Here is a 16347-nt window from a genome sequence, read left to right on the forward strand (position 1 = left end):
GGCCGGCCCTGTCGGCCGAGTCTTGATCCGTTGTAGGCTATATTCTGGGGAATTCTTTCTGCATCAGATGTATGGCGTCCCCGCAAGTGCCGCCTCGACGCCCGCAAAGCCGCGCTCCATGACGCTCGACAAAGCCGTCTCGGGCTTTCCGTTCTCGCGAAAGACGCGAAGCGCCTCGCTGTAGGCGACCACCAGTGTTGCCATCAGCATGGCTCCCGCCAGACGCGCGTCGGGATCGGCGCGCGGTCGCCCCACCGTGTCGGACAGCATCCCCGAGAGATCATCGGCGAGCGTCACCTGCAGCGCGCGCGCATGCGCCGTCAGCGTCGGGCTATCCGCCACCATGCGCCAGAACTGGATGGGCCGCTCGGTGATCCTGAACAGCGGATGCTGTGTCTCCACCAGCATGCGCATCAGCGCCTGGAAAGCACCGATCGGCGATTGCCCGCCGCGCTCGGCGAGCGCTTTGCGCACCAGATCCCGCACTTCGTCCTCGCGATCGAAGACCAGGTCCTCCTTGCGGCGGAAATAGTTGAACACCGTTTTCCTGGCGACATCAGCCTCGTGGGCGATATCGGCGACGGAAATTTTGTCGAAGCCGTGTTCGACGAACAGGCGCGTTGCAATGTCGGAGATCGCCTGACGCGTCGCCTCCTTCTTGCGGTCTCGGAGTTTGATTCGGTTTGACATGAAGATATTTATACCATAAGTAAATTTATACTGGGTGTAAAAATCGTACCGCGATGATGAAGCCGATGAAATCTACACAGGCTGGACGGATGGTTCTCGTGATCGACCATCGTTTGCTTGAAGCCAAGATGCCGGACGCCCTGGAAGCGCCCCCGCTTGAGGAATTCTGCCTTGAAATATGATGTCCTGATTGCCGGAGGCGGACCTGTCGGCTTGTTTCTGGCCTGCGAGCTGCGCCTCGCAGACCTCTCGGTTCTGGTGCTGGAGCAAGCCGAAGACCCGCGCTCGCCCTTGAAGCGCCTTCCGTTCGGCATGCGCGGCCTTTCGGCTCCCACCATCGACGCATTTTATCGTCGCGGCCTGCTGAATGACATCGCGGCACTGCAACCTACCAAGGACGGATCGGGCGGCAGCGGCGCTTCGTCCGCCGCGCATTGGATGCGGCAGTCGCGCCGGCCGGGCGGTCATTTCGCCGGCATCCAGTTCTTTCACGACACCATCGACACCTCGAAGTGGCAATATCGCCTGCCAAGTCCGGCCGGCACCAGCATGATGGTCGAGATGGAGGCCCTTGAAGCCGTCCTGGCCGCGCGTGCAGGCGCCATGGGTGTCGAGATCAGGCGCGGCCTTAGCGTCGAGGATCTCGATCAGTCGGAGGAGGAGGTCGTTGTCCGCGCTGGGGGTGAGACTTTTCGCGGATCCTGGCTCGTCGGCTGCGATGGCGGCCGCAGCACCGTTCGCAAGGCCGGCGGCTTCGAATTCACCGGCACCGATCCCGAATTCACCGGCTATTCCGTCGAAATCGAAATGGCGGAACCCGATAGGCTTCGTTTGGGTCGCCATTATACCGCGACGGGCATGTACACCTATTCGCCGCCCGGGACGATCGGCATGGTCGAGTTCGACGGAGGTGCTTTCCATCGAACGCAGCCGATCACGCTTGACCATGTGCAGGCCGTGCTGCGGCGCATCTCCGGCACCGCTGTCACCGTGACGGCGCTCAAGCTCGCCACCACCTGGACGGATCGGGCCTATCAGGCGACCGCTTACCGCAAAGGGCGCGTATTGCTCGCCGGCGACGCGGCGCACATCCATTCCCCGCTGGGTGGCCAGGGCCTCAACCTCGGGCTCGGCGATGCGATGAATCTTGGATGGAAGCTTGCCGCCACCATCCGTGGCGAAGCGCCGGATGGCCTGCTCGATAGCTATTCGAGCGAGCGCCACCCGGTCGGGGCGCAGGTCCTCGACTGGTCGCGCGCGCAGGTCGGGCTCATGCGGCCAAGCCGGAGTTCGCGCGCGCTCGAAGCCATCATCCGTGATCTGATGGACACGCGCGACGGCGCGACCTATTTCGCCGAACGGGTATGGGGTGTTTCCCTCCGCTATGATCTTGGCGCCAGCCACCCGCTCGTCGGCCGCAGCGCTCCCGATTTCGAATTGGCCGACGGGAAGAGGCTCGGCGATCTCCTGAGAACGGGCAGGGGCCTGCTGCTGGATTTTGATGCCGGCGCGCCGCTTGAAGCGCTTGCAGGCTGCTGGGGTGGCCGCATCGGCTATGTCGCCGGCAAAGCCAAGGATCAGCTGGGCTTGAGTGCTCTGCTTATAAGGCCCGACGGCGTCGTCGCCTGGGCCGGCGAGGCTGCTGCCAGCATCGAGGACGTTGTTCGCGTAGCGTCGCAATGGTTCGGCGAACCCGATAAGGCGCACGGCGCTGTCTGAGACGGATGCCGTTTGATTGATAGCTTTCAGCGATCGACACCCGCGAGGTGCGGAGCCGGTGCGCAATACTCAATCAGCAATTCGGTGAGGACCCTTATCTTCCGTGCGGGATGCTGACCTGGCGGGCGGATGACATATGCGCCGGCCGGAGGTGGTGGATGACGCGTCATGACCGGGATGAGCGCACCGGACGCTATATGTTCATGGGTTAGGCAATCGGGCAGGTAGGCGATCCCTAATCCTGCTGTCGCGGCGGCAACCAGAGCTATGCCGTTGTCGGCCTTGAAGCGCCCCTGTGGACGAACCGTGATGATCTTGTCGCCATCCATGAGCTGCCAGCTTTCGGTGCCTTGCATGAGAGCCTCGTGCGCGACGAGTTCCTCCGGCGTTTCGGGCGACCCATGCGCCTTGATGTAGTCCGGGCTCGCGACGAGCTTCCCATGGATTGGTCCGACGCGCCTTGCGATCAAGTTGGAGTCCTGGAGATAGCCAACCCGTATCGCACAATCATAACCCTCGGTGATGAGATCGACGAAGCGATCACTGTAGCAGGTGTGGATCTGGAGCTGGGGGTGGCGCCGCGCCATTTCCGCGAGGATGGGAGCGAAATGAGTCGGGCCGAAAGAAAGCGGCACGGCAACGCGCAAGCGGCCGCGAAGCTCACCGGCGGGCAGGATCGTTTCCCTGGCCATGTCGATCTCGGCGCAGACTCTGGCTGCATAATCTCGGAAAGTGGCCCCGGCTTCCGTGAGAGCGGCGCCCCGGGTGGTCCGTGCAAGAAGCTGGACACCAAGTTCCGCCTCAAGCCGGAAGAGCCGCCGGCTGACGATTGACTTGGAGACGCCGAGCCGGAGCGCAGCAGGCGAAACTCCCCCAGCATCAGCCACTTCTACAAATGTCCGCAGCTCTTCGATGTCCATTTGGCGTTCCCCTTTTCGCGACACAGCTTGCCGTAGAAGGGTGCTACCGCATCTCGAACAGGAACGGCAATACTGGTTCCAGGCAACGTCGCACCTGGCGCATGTCTCCCGCAAAACCAATGCCGCTCATATGCGGCAGCAAAGGATGTGATAATGACCTTTCGTAACGGCCTTGCTTCGCTTCTTCGTCCCGAAGACTCGGTACTCGTTCTCATCGATCACCAGCCTTACCAGCTTGCGAACCTGAACAGCCACGATCCACAGATGGTGGTGAACAATACAACGGCGCTGGCGAAGGTGGCCAAGGCCTTCGGCGTCCCCACCATCCTGACCAGCGTGATTGCCGACCGGGGCGGTCTGCTCTTTCCCCAGATCACCGATGTGTTTCCTGGACAGGAGGTGATCGACCGGACGTTCATCAACACCTGGGAGGATCGGAAGGTCGTGGACGCGGTCAAGGCGACGGGCCGCAAGCAGCTGATCATCGCCGGCCTTTGGACCGAGATATGCGTCGCGATGCCGACGATCCAGGCTCTCGGCGAAGGATGGGACGTGACGGTCATCACCGACGCTTCGGGAGGGACTTCGGTCGAGGCCCATGAGGTCGCCATCCAACGGATGATCGCGGCCGGCGCGAACATGATGACCTGGCTGGCGCTGGCGTCCGAATGGCAGCGTGACTGGGCGCGCACCGAGCATGCCGCCGAGCTGACGGACGTGCTCAAGCACCATGTCGCCGGCAGCGGTATCGCGTATCTGTGGGAACAGCAGTTGCTCAACACGCCGGTGCCGAACACGGCGGGCTGATCTTCCGGGCTGATCTTGGCGGGGATGACGAGCGCTTGGAACGATCTGTTGCGAACGGAATGATTGTTCATCGAGTTGCGCCGTCCCCGTCCAACAAGCTGGCTGCCTATGCCTGAACGCGGGGCGGCCGGTGCGATCGACGGCCACTTTCCAGCCATTCCCGCACCGTCGATCTATCGCAGGCCGTTCACTAGCAGCCCGGCCTAATCGTCGTCATTCGCGGCTCAGCAGATGAACCGCAAGTAGTGATCGATCTCGAACAAAGGACCTTGCAAACCATCGACAACCGTTCGGCACGAGGTTGTCACCCATGTCTTAGGTACGTTCTGTTACCTATCTCTTCAGTATGGACAAAGGCCGATATGGCCGGCCAAAGCCGACGAAACGGAGAGCTACGTCTACGCCATAGCCCTACAAAATTAAGGCAAGAGCGAATGGCTACAATGGGGTGGTTTGCTGATCGTCTCCTTTTGGCGATTCGATCGCGTCATGGGCACAAGATGCGTGGGGCCACGCATCAGTTGATGATTTCGCCTCGTTCGTCTGAGCGCAGTGCGGTCAGTCGTTCTCTCCACACCTGTAGTGCTTCGGGCGTCAATCTGGTCCAATGCGTGATTTCGCCAATGACCCTGAGCGGTGCGCTGCTGCGATACGACCGAGTGGGATTACCGGGAAATTTCTTGTCGGTCACGTTCGGGTCGTTCTCGAATGTCCCGGTCGGCTCTACGACATAAACACGCGGGACTGCGCCGCCTACGATGAGTTCTACCGCGATTTCAGCGGCAAGCCCGGCACCGTCCATAATGGCAGTGAAGTAGATGTGGTTCATCACCACTTCAGGACGATAGTTCGACCGGTATCCTGCGGTGAGGAAATCACCCACGTGCAAATCCGCAATTGTGCCGTGAAAGAACGGTCCCTCGTCCAGCACTTCGGCCATTGTCACCGTCCTTATATTGTGAGTCTGCTTGTAGTCAGTGAGCTAAGCGGTGCCAACGTCCGCGATGAGGTCGCTTGCTACCGTTGCTGATCTTCAAGTCATGTCAGGTCGCAGCGGTAGAATCATCGGTTTTCAGCGCCGCTTGGTGATGCGGTGATCGGCGGCAATATCGCGCTATAGAGGGGAGTCGCGGTGAATGGCGGACAAGGTGGGATTCGAACCCACGGTACGCTTTCACGCACACACGCGTTCCAGGCGTGCGCCTTAAACCACTCGGCCACCTGTCCATCTGCACTTTCGCATCCGATAAAGGAGCTATTGTGGGAACGGCGCGATATATACCGATGAATTTTCTAGGATCAACCCGAATCTGACAGTTTTTTGACTTCTGGACAAAAAACTCTGCGTCTCATCCCCATTGCGCTTATTTCGCGCACAAATTATCTAAAGAGAAGATGAGGCGGCGTAAGACCGGCTGGCCCGAAAAGGCCGGGCATAGTTGAGTATCCGGAGGTGTTCATGCGTTTCCTGTTGCGGTTTGCCAGCCTTGTCGCGCTGGTGGTGGCGGTCATCGCCGGCACCATCGATTCCATTCAATCCGTTGCTGCTTCCGCCGTGGTGCTGACCCCGATGGGCGATGCGTGGAACGATGTCAGCCCTTCGTCGCTGGCAAGGGTTCGCTCGGTGATCGCCTATTACGTCCATCCCCGCTTCTACGACATGGCGATGCAGTGGCTGCTGTTTCAGCCGGCTTTCGCTGTCTTCCTGGTCCTCTCGCTGCTGCTGTGGATGGTCGCCTACAAGCGCCAGCCGGCAGCCGGGCGCTTCAGCGCATGACGGGATCGCGGAGCCAGTTTCGGCCTGTGCCATTCAGGGAAATCGACATTGTCGGAGAGCATCTGGCAACCGGCCTATAGCGTCGTCACAAACGGTAGAGCTCGGGATTGCACAGCGCCGATTGGCTGTTCTTCTGACCAATAAAATTGCAGTTTCAGGCCGAAATTGTTTAAAAAACGGGTCGTTCGAATGGGTTTTCGGCAATTCCCACAAATCTTTACCAACTGAAAAATTTCTCGTGAATTTTTCGTGCAGCCATGCAAGGATGCGCGCCAGCTTGGCCTCGGGGGAGGCCGGCAGTTCCGCAGACATGCCCGGTCAACGGGCTTGCGGGAGGACCCAACAAGATAGAAACAATAGGGCTGCAACTCATGAAAAAATCCCTTTTGACCCTTTTCGCCCTGGCTGCCATGTCGGCAACGGCGCTTGCGGCCGACATCAAGCCGGCAATCGTCTATGGAACCGGCGGTAAGTTCGACAAGTCCTTCAACGAGGCTGCCTATAATGGCGCCGAAAAGTTCAAGAAGGAAACCGGTATCGCTTATCGCGATTTCGAGCCGACGGGCGACACCCAGGGCGAACAGGCGCTGCGCAACTTCGCCAGCAAGGGCTTCAACCCGGTCATCGCCGTCTCCTTCGCTTGGACCTCCGCGCTTCAGAAGGTCGCAGCCGAATATCCGAAGACCGAATTCGTCCTGATCGACGACAGCCTCGACCTGCCGAACGTCCGCTCGGTCAAGTTCAAGGAAAACGAGGGCTCCTATCTCGCTGGCGTCATGGCCGCCATGGCTTCGAAGACCGGTAAGGTCGGCTTCGTCGGCGGCATGGATATCCCGCTGATCCGCAAGTTCGAGTGCGGCTATGAGCTGGGCGCACGCGCCACCAACGCAAAGATCGAAGTCTTCCAGAACATGACCGGCACGACGGGTGCGGCTTGGAATGACCCGGTTCGCGGCGGCGAGCTCACCAAGAACCAGATCGACCAGGGCGCCGACGTCGTTTACGCCGCTGCTGGTGCTACCGGTCTCGGCGTGCTGCAGACGGCTGCCGACAACAAGAAGCTGTCGATCGGCGTCGACAGCAACCAGAACTACCTGCATCCGGGCTCGGTTCTGACTTCCGTCGTCAAGCGCGTCGATCTCGCCGTCTACAACGCCTTCAGCGACGCCAAGAACGGCAAGTTCACGCCGGGCACGCTGGAGCTCGGCCTGAAGGAAGACGGCGTCACCGTTGCCATGGACGACAACAACAAGCCGCTGGTCACGCCGGAAATCCAGGCTGCCGTCGACAAGGCGCGTGCCGGTATCGTCGGTGGTACCATCAAGGTCCACGACTATACGACCGACAACGCCTGCCCGAAGAGCTGATATGAAACAAGGGCGTATGACGTAGCAAACCGTCATACGCCCTTTTCTTATCCGGAATCCGGTTTCTGGAGCCCCCTATAGTGAGCCAAGCGCCTGCCATCGAACTCGTGGGCATCGACAAAAAGTTCGGTGCCGTTCACGCCAACAAAGATATCAACCTGACCGTCGCCAAAGGCTCGATCCACGGGATCATCGGCGAGAACGGAGCCGGGAAATCGACTCTGATGTCGATCATCTACGGTTTTTATCACGCCGACGCCGGCGAGATCCGCGTCAACGGCACGCCGATCTCGATCCGCGACAGCCAGACGGCCATCGCCGCCGGCATCGGCATGGTGCACCAGCACTTCATGCTGGTCGATAATTTCACCGTCCTCGAAAACGTCATGCTGGGCGCCGAAGGCGGCGCGCTGCTCGCCAGGGGCGTAGCCGCCACCCGCGCCGAGCTGGACCGGCTGGAGAAGGACTACGGCCTGGAGGTCGATCCGGACGCGTTGATCGAAGAGCTGCCCGTCGGGCAGCAGCAGCGCGTCGAGATCCTGAAGGCGATGTATCGCGGCGCCGAGATCCTCATCCTCGATGAACCCACCGGCGTTCTGACGCCGGCCGAGGCCGACAATCTGTTCCGCATTCTCCGCGTGCTGCGCGACCAGGGCAAGACGATCATCCTCATCACCCATAAGCTGCGCGAGATCATGGCGATCACCGATACGGTGTCCGTCATGCGCCGCGGCGAAATGGTCGCCACCCGCAAGACGACGGAAACCACCGTCGAGGAACTGGCCGAACTGATGGTCGGCCGCCGCGTGCTGCTGCGCGTCGAAAAGGGCGCCCCCAATCCCGGCGAAGTTCTGCTGTCGGTGCGCAACCTCACCGTCAAGGACGGCCGCGGCGTCACCATGGTCGATAATGTCACCTTCGATATCCGCGCCGGCGAGATCGTCGGCATTGCCGGCGTTGCCGGAAACGGCCAGTCGGAATTGCTGGAAGCGATCGCCGGCATCCGCAAGCCTGCCTCGGGCGAGATCTACCTGCATGGCAAGCCGATCGGCACGGCCGATCCGGCCGCCCTTCGCGAACTCGGCCTTGCCCATATTCCCGAGGATCGCCATCACATGGGCCTCGTCCTCCAGTTCGAGGAATACGAGAATTCCATGCTCGGCTATCACCGCGACGTCAAATACGGGCGCGGTGGCATGCTCGATCTCGATGCCATGCGCAAGGATGCGATCGAGAAGATCGAGAAATACGATATCCGCCCGCCGAATGCGCGGCTGAAAACAGCCAATTTCTCCGGCGGCAATCAGCAGAAGATCGTCGTCGCCCGCGAAATCGAACGCGATCCCGAGGCTCTGCTGATCGGCCAGCCGACGCGCGGCGTCGATATCGGCGCCATCGAATTCATCCACCGCCGCATCATAGAGATGCGCGACGCCGGCAAGGCGATCCTGCTGGTGTCGGTGGAGCTGGATGAGATCCGTGCGCTCTCGGATCGTATCCTCGTCATGTTCGCCGGCCATATCGTCGGTGAGAAGTCGGCTGAAGCCGGTGAACAAACGCTCGGCCTGATGATGGCCGGCATTGCCGCGTGAGGCCTCGATGAGCACCGCTTCCGTTCCACTCCCCAATTGGATCAACTATGGTCTGATCCCCATTCTCAACCTGATCGTTGCCTTCCTGATATCAGGCCTTGTCGTCTGGTTCATCGGCGAGAGCCCGCTCGATGCGCTGATCCTGCTGCTGCAGGGCGCGCTCGGCAGCGGCGAAGGCATCGGCTTCACCCTCTATTACGCCACGAGCTTTATCTTCACCGGCCTTTCGGTCGCGGTTGCCATTCATGCCGGCCTGTTCAACATCGGCTCGGAAGGCCAGGCCTATGTCGGCGGTCTCGGCTGTGCTCTCGTGGCGCTGGCGCTCGATAAATACGTACCCTGGTATGTGACCATGCCGTTCGCGGTCATCGGCGCGGCGATCTTCGGCGCGCTGTGGGCCTTCATCCCGGCCTGGCTGCAGGCCAAGCGCGGCAGCCACGTCGTCATCACGACAATCATGTTCAACTTCATCGCATCGGCGATGATGAACTTCCTGCTGGTGCATGTGCTGATCGTGCCGGGCAAGATGGCGCCTGAAACCCGCACCTTCCTGGCGGGCGGTCAGCTGCCCAAGCTTGATTGGCTGATGGGCATTTTCGGCTCGACCATCGGTGCCGCTCCGCTCAACGTGTCCTTCCTGATCGCGCTGGTCATGTGCTTCCTCGTCTGGGTGCTCGTCTGGCGCACCAAGCTCGGCTATGAGATGCGGACGTTGGGCTTGAGCCCGACGGCCGCGGTTTATGCCGGCATTCCCTATGCCCGCACCGTGATCATCGCCATGCTGATTTCGGGTGGCCTTGCCGGCATGATGGCGCTCAATCCCGTCATGGGCGCGTCCGCGCGCCTGCAGGTGGAGTTCGTGCTCGGCGCGGGCTTCGTCGGCATCGCCGTGTCGCTGATGGGACGTAATCATCCGCTCGGCATCATCCTGGCGGCGATCCTGTTCGGCATTCTCTATCAGGGCGGCGATGCGCTTTCGTTCGATATGCCCAACATCACGCGCGACATGATCGTGGTGATCCAGGGTCTCGTCATCCTGTTTGCCGGCGCGCTTGAATACATGTTCCGGCCGGCACTCGTGCGCATCTACCAGCAATTCGCCAGGGCGTGAGGATCAGACCATGGAATATTACGATCTTCTCATCAGCATTCTTGGCTCGACCATCCGTCTGTCGATCCCGCTGATCTTCACCGCGCTGGCGGGCCTCTTTTCCGAGCGCGCCGGCATTTTCGATATCGGTCTCGAAGGCAAGATGCTGGCCTCCGCCTTCGCGGCCGCCTGCGTCGCCTCGATCAGCGGCTCGCCCTGGGCCGGCCTCGGCGCCGGTATCGTCATCTCGGTGATCTTCGGTCTGCTGCACGGTTTCGCATCGATCACCAACCGCGGCAACCAGATCGTCTCCGGCGTCGCGATCAACTTCCTGACGGCGGGCTTGACCATCGTTCTCGGTCAGGCCTGGTTCGGGCAGGGCGGCCGCACGCCGACTTTGCCCGGCACGGCCCGCTTTTCCGGCATCACCCTGCCGGGTGTCGACGCGGTGCGCAATGTGCCGTTCATCGGGCCGCTCTATGCCAATGTCATCTCCGGCAATAACATTCTGACCTATCTCGCCTTCCTCGCCGTGCCGATTTCCTGGTGGATCCTCTATCGCACCCGTTTCGGCCTGCGGCTGCGCGCCGTCGGTGAAAATCCCGGCGCGGTCGATACCGCCGGCATCTCGGTCGAATGGCTGCGCTACCGCTCGCTGATAGCAGCCGGCATCCTTTGCGGCTTCTCCGGTACCTATCTCGCCATCGCCCAGTCGGCCGCCTTCATCAACAACATGTCGGCGGGCAAGGGTTATATCGCGCTGGCCGCGCTGATCTTCGCCAAATGGAAGCCGGTGCCGGTCATGTTCACCTGCCTGCTCTTCGGCTTCCTCGATGCCTTCGCCAATTTCATGCAGGGCAAGGCGGTTCCGGGCATCGGCGAGGTGCCGGTACAGATTTTCCAGGCGCTGCCCTATATCCTCACCTGCGTCCTGCTTGCAGGCTTTATCGGCGTCGCCAAGCCTCCGAAGGCCGGTGGCGTGCCCTATACCAAGGAGCGCTAGTCCATGTCGCACGATCTGTTCGAGGCTGCTCGCGGGGCGATGGCTTTCGCCCATGCTCCCTATTCGAAATTTCCCGTCGGCGCGGCGATCCGCGCCGAGGACGGCAAGATCTATACCGGCGCCAATATCGAGAACCTGTCCTTTCCCCAAGGCTGGTGCGCTGAACCCACGGCGATCAGCCAAATGGTCATGGCCGGCGCCAAGAAGATCGTCGAAATGGCCGTCATTGCGGAGAAGCTGCCGCTCTGCCCGCCCTGCGGCGGCTGCCGGCAGAAGATCGCCGAATTTGCCAGCAAGGACACACGCATCTATCTTTGCGACGAAACCGGCGTGAGGAAGACCATGACCATGGACGAGATGCTCCCCTTCAGCTTCGAAACCGAGATGCTCGGATGAACGGGGCCGTCGACATCCTCACCGAAAAGCTTGGCGATCTGAAGCCGCGCTACGGCATCATCCTCGGCTCCGGCCTGGGTTCGCTCGTCGATCAGGTTGGTGATGCCCTGCGCATCCCCTATGCCGATCTGCCCGGCTTTCCGGTCAGCGCCGTCTCCGGCCATGCCGGCACGCTGGTCGCGGGCAAGCTCGGTGATGTGCCTGTCATCATGCTGTCTGGCCGGGTGCATTATTACGAAAAGGGCGACGCCAATGCCATGCGCACGCCGATCGAGACCCTGAAGGCCCTCGGCGTCGATACGCTGATCCTGACGAATTCGGCCGGATCGCTGCGGGAGGAAATGCCGCCGGGATCGGTGATGCAGATCACCGACCACATCAACTATTCCGGCATGAACCCGCTGATCGGCGAGGAAAGCGACAAGCGCTTCGTTGGCATGACCAGTGCCTATGATACCGACCTCATCATGCGCATGCGCAAGGCGGCGGAAAAGGCCGAGATCAAGCTGTCGCACGGCGTCTATATGTGGTTTTCGGGGCCGAGCTTCGAAACGCCGGCGGAGATCCGCATGGCACGCATCCTCGGCGCCGATGCCGTCGGCATGTCGACCGTGCCGGAAGTCATTCTGGCGCGTCTTTTCGGCTTAAGGGTTGCCGCTGCCTCCGTCATCACTAACTATGGTGCTGGCATGACCGGCTCCGAACTGTCGCATGACGAGACGAAGGATATGGCTCCGGTCGGCGGCGCGCGTCTCGCCGCCATTTTGAAAGAAATGATTGCGAACGAAGGAGATTCACAATGACGGGCCATTCCCTCAGAGAAACGGCAGCTGTTGCGCTTTCCCTTCTCGACCTCACCAATCTCAAGGATGACTGCACGCCGGCGCAGATCGAGACGCTGTGCGCCCGCGCGCAATCGCCCTATGGCAATACGGCCGCCATCTGCATCTGGCCGCGTTTCGTCGCTCAGGCTCGCGGCATTCTCGGAACCGATCATGCCGTGAAGATCGCGACCGTGGTGAACTTCCCGGCCGGCGATATGGAGGTGGCCGATGTAGCAGCCGAAGCGCGTGAGGCGATTGCCGACGGCGCCGACGAGATCGATCTGGTCATTCCCTATCGTGCCTTTCTGGCCGGCAACGAGCAGGCCGTCACCGATATGGTCGCGGCAGTGCGGGCCGAATGCAAGGGACCGGTTCTCCTGAAGACCATTCTCGAAACCGGCGAAATCAAGGATACCGCGCTGATCCGGCGTGCCTCCGAACTGACGATCGAGGCTGGCTCCGATTTCATCAAGACCTCGACGGGCAAGGTTGCCATCAACGCAACGCTCGAGACTGCCGACATCATGCTGCGGGCAATTCGTGCCAGTGGACGCAAGGTCGGCTTCAAGCCAGCGGGCGGCATCGGTTCCGTCGCGGATGCCGCGCTTTATCTGAGCCTTGCCGAAACTATCATGGCGCCCGACTGGGCCATGCCCTCGACCTTCCGCTTCGGTGCATCGAGCCTGCTCGACGACATTCTGAGCGTGCTGGCCGGTGGCGAATCCAAGGCGGCGTCCTCGGGCTATTGATCCATGATTCCGCAGGAAATCATCCGGAAAAAGCGTAACGGTGCCGCCCTTTCGACCGCCGACATCGATGGCTTCATCGGCGCGCTGGCACAGGGCGAACTGGCCGAAAGCCAGATTGGTGCCTTTGCCATGGCCGTCTGGTTTCGCGGCATGACGCGCGAGGAGACGGTGGCGCTGACGCTGGCCATGGCCCGCTCCGGCGATACCCTGTCCTGGGAAGGCATCGGCCGGCCGGTGGCCGACAAGCATTCGACGGGCGGCGTCGGCGACAACGTCTCGCTGATGCTGGCCCCTATCGCCGCCGCCTGCGGTCTCGCCGTGCCGATGATTTCGGGCCGCGGCCTCGGCCACACCGGCGGTACGCTCGACAAGCTGGAATCCATTCCTGGCTACGGAATTACGCCGGATGCCGCCCGCTTCCGCAAGGTCGTCGATGAGGTCGGCTGCGCCATCATTGGCCAGACCGGTGCGCTCGCGCCCGCCGACGGCAAGCTCTATGCGGTGCGCGACGTCACCGCGACGGTCGATTCCGTGCCGTTGATCACTGCCTCCATTCTGTCGAAGAAGCTGGCGGCGGGGCTGGAAACGCTGGTGCTCGACGTCAAGATCGGCAGCGGCGCTTTCATGACCTCGCGGGAAGAGGCCGAGACGCTGGCGCGCTCGCTGGTGGAAGTGGCCAATGGCGGCGGGGTCAAGACCTCGGCCCTGATCACCGACATGAACGAGCCTTTGGCCGATGCGGCCGGCAATGTGGTCGAGCTCCGCAATTGTCTGGATTTCCTGAAAGGCAACAAGGCGGGCACGCGGCTCGAAACGGTCGTCCTGGCCTTCGCTGCCGAGATGCTGGTGCAGGCCGGCATTGCCGCAAGTGCTGCCGATGCGGAGAGTAGGGCGCGCGAGGCTTTGGCATCCGGCAAGGCGGCGGAAATTTTCGGCCGCATGGTGCATGCGCTCGGCGGCCCGGCAGATCTGCTTGAACACCCGGATCGCCATTTGGTGAGCGCCCCGGTACGGAAGCCTGTTCTCGCCGCTGCCGACGGCTGGCTTGGTGCCTGCGATGCGCGAGGGATCGGCATGAGCGTGATCGATCTCGGCGGCGGCCGTCGCCGTCCGCAGGACAAGATCGATCATCGCGTCGGCTTCAGCGATATCCTGCCACTCGGCACGAAGGTGAGCAAAGGCGACCGTATTGCGACCGTTCACGCGGCGGACGAGGCAAGCGCGGAGAAGGCTGCTGCCGATCTCTCAGCCAATTATCGCCTCATCGACAAAGCGCCCACTGCGTCACCCGTTATCATCAGCAGGATCTAACGGACGGCAGCGCAACGGATGTCGTAGGCGGCTCCACATGGGGCTCGGCTATTCTACTGCTTCAACAGCAAATTGCCGTTCTGGACGCCGAAGGAGTTCAGCTTCTTCATGAAGCTCATGCCGATCAGCGTCGTACTCAATGCGCTGTCCTTCGCCACCACGGCATCGACATCGCGAACGCGGATCGTGCCGATCTCCAGACGGTCGAGTTTGACATGAGCAACCTTGGATGTGCCATTCGCCGTCTGGATCGGGTAGCGATAGTCGAGATCGACACCGCTGAAGCCGAGGCTGCGTGCTGTGCTTTCGTTGATCGCGACATAGGTGGCGCCCGTATCGATCATCCCGTGCACCGAGCGACCATTGATGGTGAAATCGCCTTCATAGTGGCCGCCTGCATTGGCGCGCAGCTGAACGCTGCCATAGGAAACGGGCGCCTCGGCTTTCGGCGGTGCAAGCGAGGCCGCTTCGACAGGCGCCGGCTTTTCGGCGCGCTCGTTGTAGCTATTCACCAGCATCGGCACCTGGGTCGCCGCAACGGCAATGACGCCGGCAAAGACGAGAACGCGAACGAGCATCGGCAGGCCCCCTCCTGCGGGCCATGCCATCTGTAAGCCAAATTTGCTGAAACGACGCTAAGGCAATCAGTAAAAGGCCCGGCAGTTGAACAACTGCCGGGCTTTATAAAGAGTATAATAGCGGATCTTACTTCGTGCCGTACATGCGGTCGCCGGCATCGCCGAGGCCAGGCACGATATAGCCCTTCTCGTTCAGATGGCTGTCGATGGCGGCGGTGAAGACCGGCACGTCCGGGTGCACGCTGCGGAAATTGGCGATGCCTTCCGGAGCCGCCAGCAGGCAGAGGAAGCGGATATTGTGCGCGCCGCGCTCCTTCAGCTTGTCGATCGCGGCAATCGAGGAGTTGCCGGTCGCCAGCATCGGATCAACGACGATGATCAGGCGTTCGGAAATATCCTCGGGTGCCTTGAAGTAATATTCGACCGGCTGCAGCGTTTCGTGATCGCGATAGACGCCGATATGCGAGACGCGCGCCGAGGGCACGAGGTCGAGCATGCCTTCGAGCAGGCCGTTGCCGGCGCGGAGAATCGAGGCGAAGACCAGCTTCTTGCCCTCGAGGATCGGCGCATCCATCGGCTGCAGCGGCGTCTCGATGGTCTCGATCGTCAGCTCCAGGTCGCGCGTCACTTCGTAACAGAGCAGTGTCGAAATCTCGCGCAGCAGCCGGCGGAAGCTTCCCGTCGACGTATCCTTCTTGCGCATGATTGTGAGCTTGTGCTGCACAAGCGGGTGATCGATGACAGTGACGCCGTCCATGGTTTCAGCCTTCCAGTAATTCCGTGATATGAGATGGTTCTTCCACGGAAATCGTCTCTGGTGCAAGAAAATAGGGAAAAACTCCCGATATCATCCCCAAACTCATGCTGCGGACAACGGACGGGCGCGCTCGATTCGCTCGCGCTCGTGCGGAGAGTGCATGACGTCCCACAGGTCATTGCGCCGTTGAACGTTCAGCCAGAACTCCGGGCTATTGCCGAACACGCGAGCAAGGATGAGTGCCGTTGCAGCCGTCACGCTGCGGCGATTATTGCATAGTTCATTCACATGCTTTCGCTGGACGCCCATGGCCTCGGCCAACGCACTTTGCGTCAGGCCCATGGGCTCCATGAATTCTTCGACCAATATTTCGCCGACACTTGCCGGCTTACGTTTTGTCATCAACATCGCAATTGCCCTACCGATAGCTATGGTCGTCCAGATAGATGCCCGTCGCTTCGCCACGGCCACCATCCCATTGAAAGATAAGCCGCCATTGCTTGTTGACACGGACGGAGCAAAAACCTTCGAGATTGCCGCGCAATTTTTCGAAATGATTGCTGGGGGGAATCCGTAGATCTTGGTCCGTCACCGCATCATCGATCATCTGGAGCTTGCGAAACAGCCGGCTATCCAGATCGGCCGGGACTTTCTTCGAGTGTACATCTTCGACAAAGAAATCACGCAGCCAATCATCTCGAAAGCTTACGATCATCCTTTGGCTCCCAACATGAGCTAATGTACCGCTCTATGGTACATATTTCAAT

At 61.0% G+C, this 16347-nt stretch carries 18 protein-coding genes and 1 tRNA gene; 11 read left to right on the top strand and 8 right to left on the bottom strand.

The features are described from left to right. Positions 1–63 precede the first annotated feature (63 nt). A complete protein-coding gene (locus tag CCGE531_RS01535; protein ID WP_120662612.1) occupies positions 64–690 on the bottom strand; it encodes a TetR/AcrR family transcriptional regulator in 627 nt (208 codons plus the stop codon). Positions 691–861: 171 nt separating this feature from the next. On the opposite strand from CCGE531_RS01535, the gene CCGE531_RS01540 reads away from it, so the two are divergent. After that, on the top strand, positions 862–2409 hold the full coding sequence (locus tag CCGE531_RS01540) for an FAD-dependent monooxygenase (RefSeq protein ID WP_120662613.1): 1548 nt from the start codon (positions 862–864) through the stop codon (positions 2407–2409). A 26-nt stretch (positions 2410–2435) separates the two neighbouring features. Here the strand turns inward: CCGE531_RS01540 and CCGE531_RS01545 are convergent, their stop codons facing one another. Beyond that, entirely contained in the window at positions 2436–3329 is an 894-nt protein-coding gene (locus CCGE531_RS01545) for a LysR family transcriptional regulator (RefSeq protein WP_120662614.1), read from the bottom strand. A gap of 153 nt (positions 3330–3482) precedes the next feature. On the opposite strand from CCGE531_RS01545, the gene CCGE531_RS01550 reads away from it, so the two are divergent. Then, positions 3483–4136 (top strand): hydrolase, encoded by a 654-nt coding sequence (locus tag CCGE531_RS01550; protein WP_120662615.1) that lies wholly within the window; start codon positions 3483–3485, stop codon positions 4134–4136. A 517-nt stretch (positions 4137–4653) separates the two neighbouring features. On the opposite strand, the gene arr is transcribed toward CCGE531_RS01550, so the two are convergent. Continuing rightward, a complete protein-coding gene (arr, locus tag CCGE531_RS01555; RefSeq protein WP_120662616.1) occupies positions 4654–5076 on the bottom strand; it encodes an NAD(+)--rifampin ADP-ribosyltransferase in 423 nt (140 codons plus the stop codon). A 197-nt stretch (positions 5077–5273) separates the two neighbouring features. Then, positions 5274–5363, bottom strand: a tRNA-Ser gene (locus CCGE531_RS01560). Between the two features lie 232 nt (positions 5364–5595). On the opposite strand from CCGE531_RS01560, the gene CCGE531_RS01565 reads away from it, so the two are divergent. The 9 genes from CCGE531_RS01565 to deoA all read left to right on the top strand — a co-directional run bounded on the left by CCGE531_RS01565 (position 5596) and on the right by deoA (position 14245). Further along, entirely contained in the window at positions 5596–5913 is a 318-nt protein-coding gene (locus tag CCGE531_RS01565; RefSeq protein WP_120662617.1) for a hypothetical protein, read from the top strand. Positions 5914–6284: 371 nt separating this feature from the next. Beyond that, positions 6285–7280, top strand: coding sequence for a BMP family ABC transporter substrate-binding protein (locus CCGE531_RS01570; RefSeq protein ID WP_120662618.1), 996 nt, complete (start codon positions 6285–6287; stop codon positions 7278–7280). 80 nt (positions 7281–7360) lie between these two features. Next, complete coding sequence (locus tag CCGE531_RS01575) at positions 7361–8872, top strand: ABC transporter ATP-binding protein (RefSeq protein WP_120662619.1); 1512 nt, start codon at positions 7361–7363, stop codon at positions 8870–8872. A 7-nt stretch (positions 8873–8879) separates the two neighbouring features. Next, positions 8880–9983, top strand: coding sequence for an ABC transporter permease (locus CCGE531_RS01580; RefSeq protein ID WP_120662620.1), 1104 nt, complete (start codon positions 8880–8882; stop codon positions 9981–9983). A 10-nt stretch (positions 9984–9993) separates the two neighbouring features. Then, a complete protein-coding gene (locus tag CCGE531_RS01585; protein ID WP_120662621.1) occupies positions 9994–10965 on the top strand; it encodes an ABC transporter permease in 972 nt (323 codons plus the stop codon). A 3-nt stretch (positions 10966–10968) separates the two neighbouring features. Next, positions 10969–11361, top strand: a complete 393-nt coding sequence (locus tag CCGE531_RS01590; protein ID WP_120662622.1) for a cytidine deaminase — start codon at positions 10969–10971, stop codon at positions 11359–11361. Then, on the top strand, positions 11358–12164 hold the full coding sequence (locus tag CCGE531_RS01595; RefSeq protein WP_120662623.1) for a purine-nucleoside phosphorylase: 807 nt from the start codon (positions 11358–11360) through the stop codon (positions 12162–12164). The genes CCGE531_RS01590 and CCGE531_RS01595 overlap by 4 nt, the downstream gene beginning before the upstream one ends. Next, positions 12161–12934 (top strand): deoxyribose-phosphate aldolase, encoded by a 774-nt coding sequence (gene deoC / locus CCGE531_RS01600; RefSeq protein ID WP_120662624.1) that lies wholly within the window; start codon positions 12161–12163, stop codon positions 12932–12934. The genes CCGE531_RS01595 and deoC overlap by 4 nt, the downstream gene beginning before the upstream one ends. 3 nt (positions 12935–12937) lie before the next feature. After that, on the top strand, positions 12938–14245 hold the full coding sequence (gene deoA, locus CCGE531_RS01605; RefSeq protein ID WP_120662625.1) for a thymidine phosphorylase: 1308 nt from the start codon (positions 12938–12940) through the stop codon (positions 14243–14245). Positions 14246–14298: 53 nt separating this feature from the next. On the opposite strand, the gene CCGE531_RS01610 is transcribed toward deoA, so the two are convergent. The 4 genes from CCGE531_RS01610 to CCGE531_RS01625 form a co-directional block, all read right to left on the bottom strand. Beyond that, positions 14299–14823 (bottom strand): TIGR02281 family clan AA aspartic protease, encoded by a 525-nt coding sequence (locus tag CCGE531_RS01610; RefSeq protein WP_120662626.1) that lies wholly within the window; start codon positions 14821–14823, stop codon positions 14299–14301. Positions 14824–14950: 127 nt separating this feature from the next. Further along, positions 14951–15580, bottom strand: a complete 630-nt coding sequence (gene upp, locus CCGE531_RS01615; RefSeq protein ID WP_120662627.1) for a uracil phosphoribosyltransferase — start codon at positions 15578–15580, stop codon at positions 14951–14953. A gap of 102 nt (positions 15581–15682) precedes the next feature. Next, entirely contained in the window at positions 15683–15988 is a 306-nt protein-coding gene (locus CCGE531_RS01620; protein WP_120662628.1) for a HigA family addiction module antitoxin, read from the bottom strand. 10 nt (positions 15989–15998) lie between these two features. After that, positions 15999–16295 (bottom strand): type II toxin-antitoxin system RelE/ParE family toxin, encoded by a 297-nt coding sequence (locus CCGE531_RS01625; protein ID WP_120662629.1) that lies wholly within the window; start codon positions 16293–16295, stop codon positions 15999–16001. Between the last annotated feature and the right edge of the window lie 52 nt (positions 16296–16347).

Origin of the sequence: Rhizobium sp. CCGE531 (assembly GCF_003627795.1) — a bacterium.
Taxonomy (GTDB): Bacteria; Pseudomonadota; Alphaproteobacteria; order Rhizobiales; family Rhizobiaceae; genus Rhizobium.

What these genes read in the sequence shown, in the direction of transcription:
- CCGE531_RS01570 (WP_120662618.1), top strand. Translation starts at nt 6,285, where the DNA reads ATGAAAAAATCCCTTTTGACCCTTTTCGCCCTGGCTGCCATGTCGGCA.
- deoC (WP_120662624.1), top strand. Translation starts at nt 12,161, where the DNA reads ATGACGGGCCATTCCCTCAGAGAAACGGCAGCTGTTGCGCTTTCCCTT.
- CCGE531_RS01595 (WP_120662623.1), top strand. Translation starts at nt 11,358, where the DNA reads ATGAACGGGGCCGTCGACATCCTCACCGAAAAGCTTGGCGATCTGAAG.
- CCGE531_RS01580 (WP_120662620.1), top strand. Translation starts at nt 8,880, where the DNA reads ATGAGCACCGCTTCCGTTCCACTCCCCAATTGGATCAACTATGGTCTG.
- CCGE531_RS01585 (WP_120662621.1), top strand. Translation starts at nt 9,994, where the DNA reads ATGGAATATTACGATCTTCTCATCAGCATTCTTGGCTCGACCATCCGT.
- CCGE531_RS01610 (WP_120662626.1), bottom strand. Translation starts at nt 14,823, where the DNA reads ATGCTCGTTCGCGTTCTCGTCTTTGCCGGCGTCATTGCCGTTGCGGCG.
- CCGE531_RS01545 (WP_120662614.1), bottom strand. Translation starts at nt 3,329, where the DNA reads ATGGACATCGAAGAGCTGCGGACATTTGTAGAAGTGGCTGATGCTGGG.
- CCGE531_RS01625 (WP_120662629.1), bottom strand. Translation starts at nt 16,295, where the DNA reads ATGATCGTAAGCTTTCGAGATGATTGGCTGCGTGATTTCTTTGTCGAA.
- CCGE531_RS01535 (WP_120662612.1), bottom strand. Translation starts at nt 690, where the DNA reads ATGTCAAACCGAATCAAACTCCGAGACCGCAAGAAGGAGGCGACGCGT.
- arr (WP_120662616.1), bottom strand. Translation starts at nt 5,076, where the DNA reads ATGGCCGAAGTGCTGGACGAGGGACCGTTCTTTCACGGCACAATTGCG.
- deoA (WP_120662625.1), top strand. Translation starts at nt 12,938, where the DNA reads ATGATTCCGCAGGAAATCATCCGGAAAAAGCGTAACGGTGCCGCCCTT.
- CCGE531_RS01620 (WP_120662628.1), bottom strand. Translation starts at nt 15,988, where the DNA reads ATGTTGATGACAAAACGTAAGCCGGCAAGTGTCGGCGAAATATTGGTC.
- CCGE531_RS01550 (WP_120662615.1), top strand. Translation starts at nt 3,483, where the DNA reads ATGACCTTTCGTAACGGCCTTGCTTCGCTTCTTCGTCCCGAAGACTCG.
- CCGE531_RS01590 (WP_120662622.1), top strand. Translation starts at nt 10,969, where the DNA reads ATGTCGCACGATCTGTTCGAGGCTGCTCGCGGGGCGATGGCTTTCGCC.
- CCGE531_RS01565 (WP_120662617.1), top strand. Translation starts at nt 5,596, where the DNA reads ATGCGTTTCCTGTTGCGGTTTGCCAGCCTTGTCGCGCTGGTGGTGGCG.
- upp (WP_120662627.1), bottom strand. Translation starts at nt 15,580, where the DNA reads ATGGACGGCGTCACTGTCATCGATCACCCGCTTGTGCAGCACAAGCTC.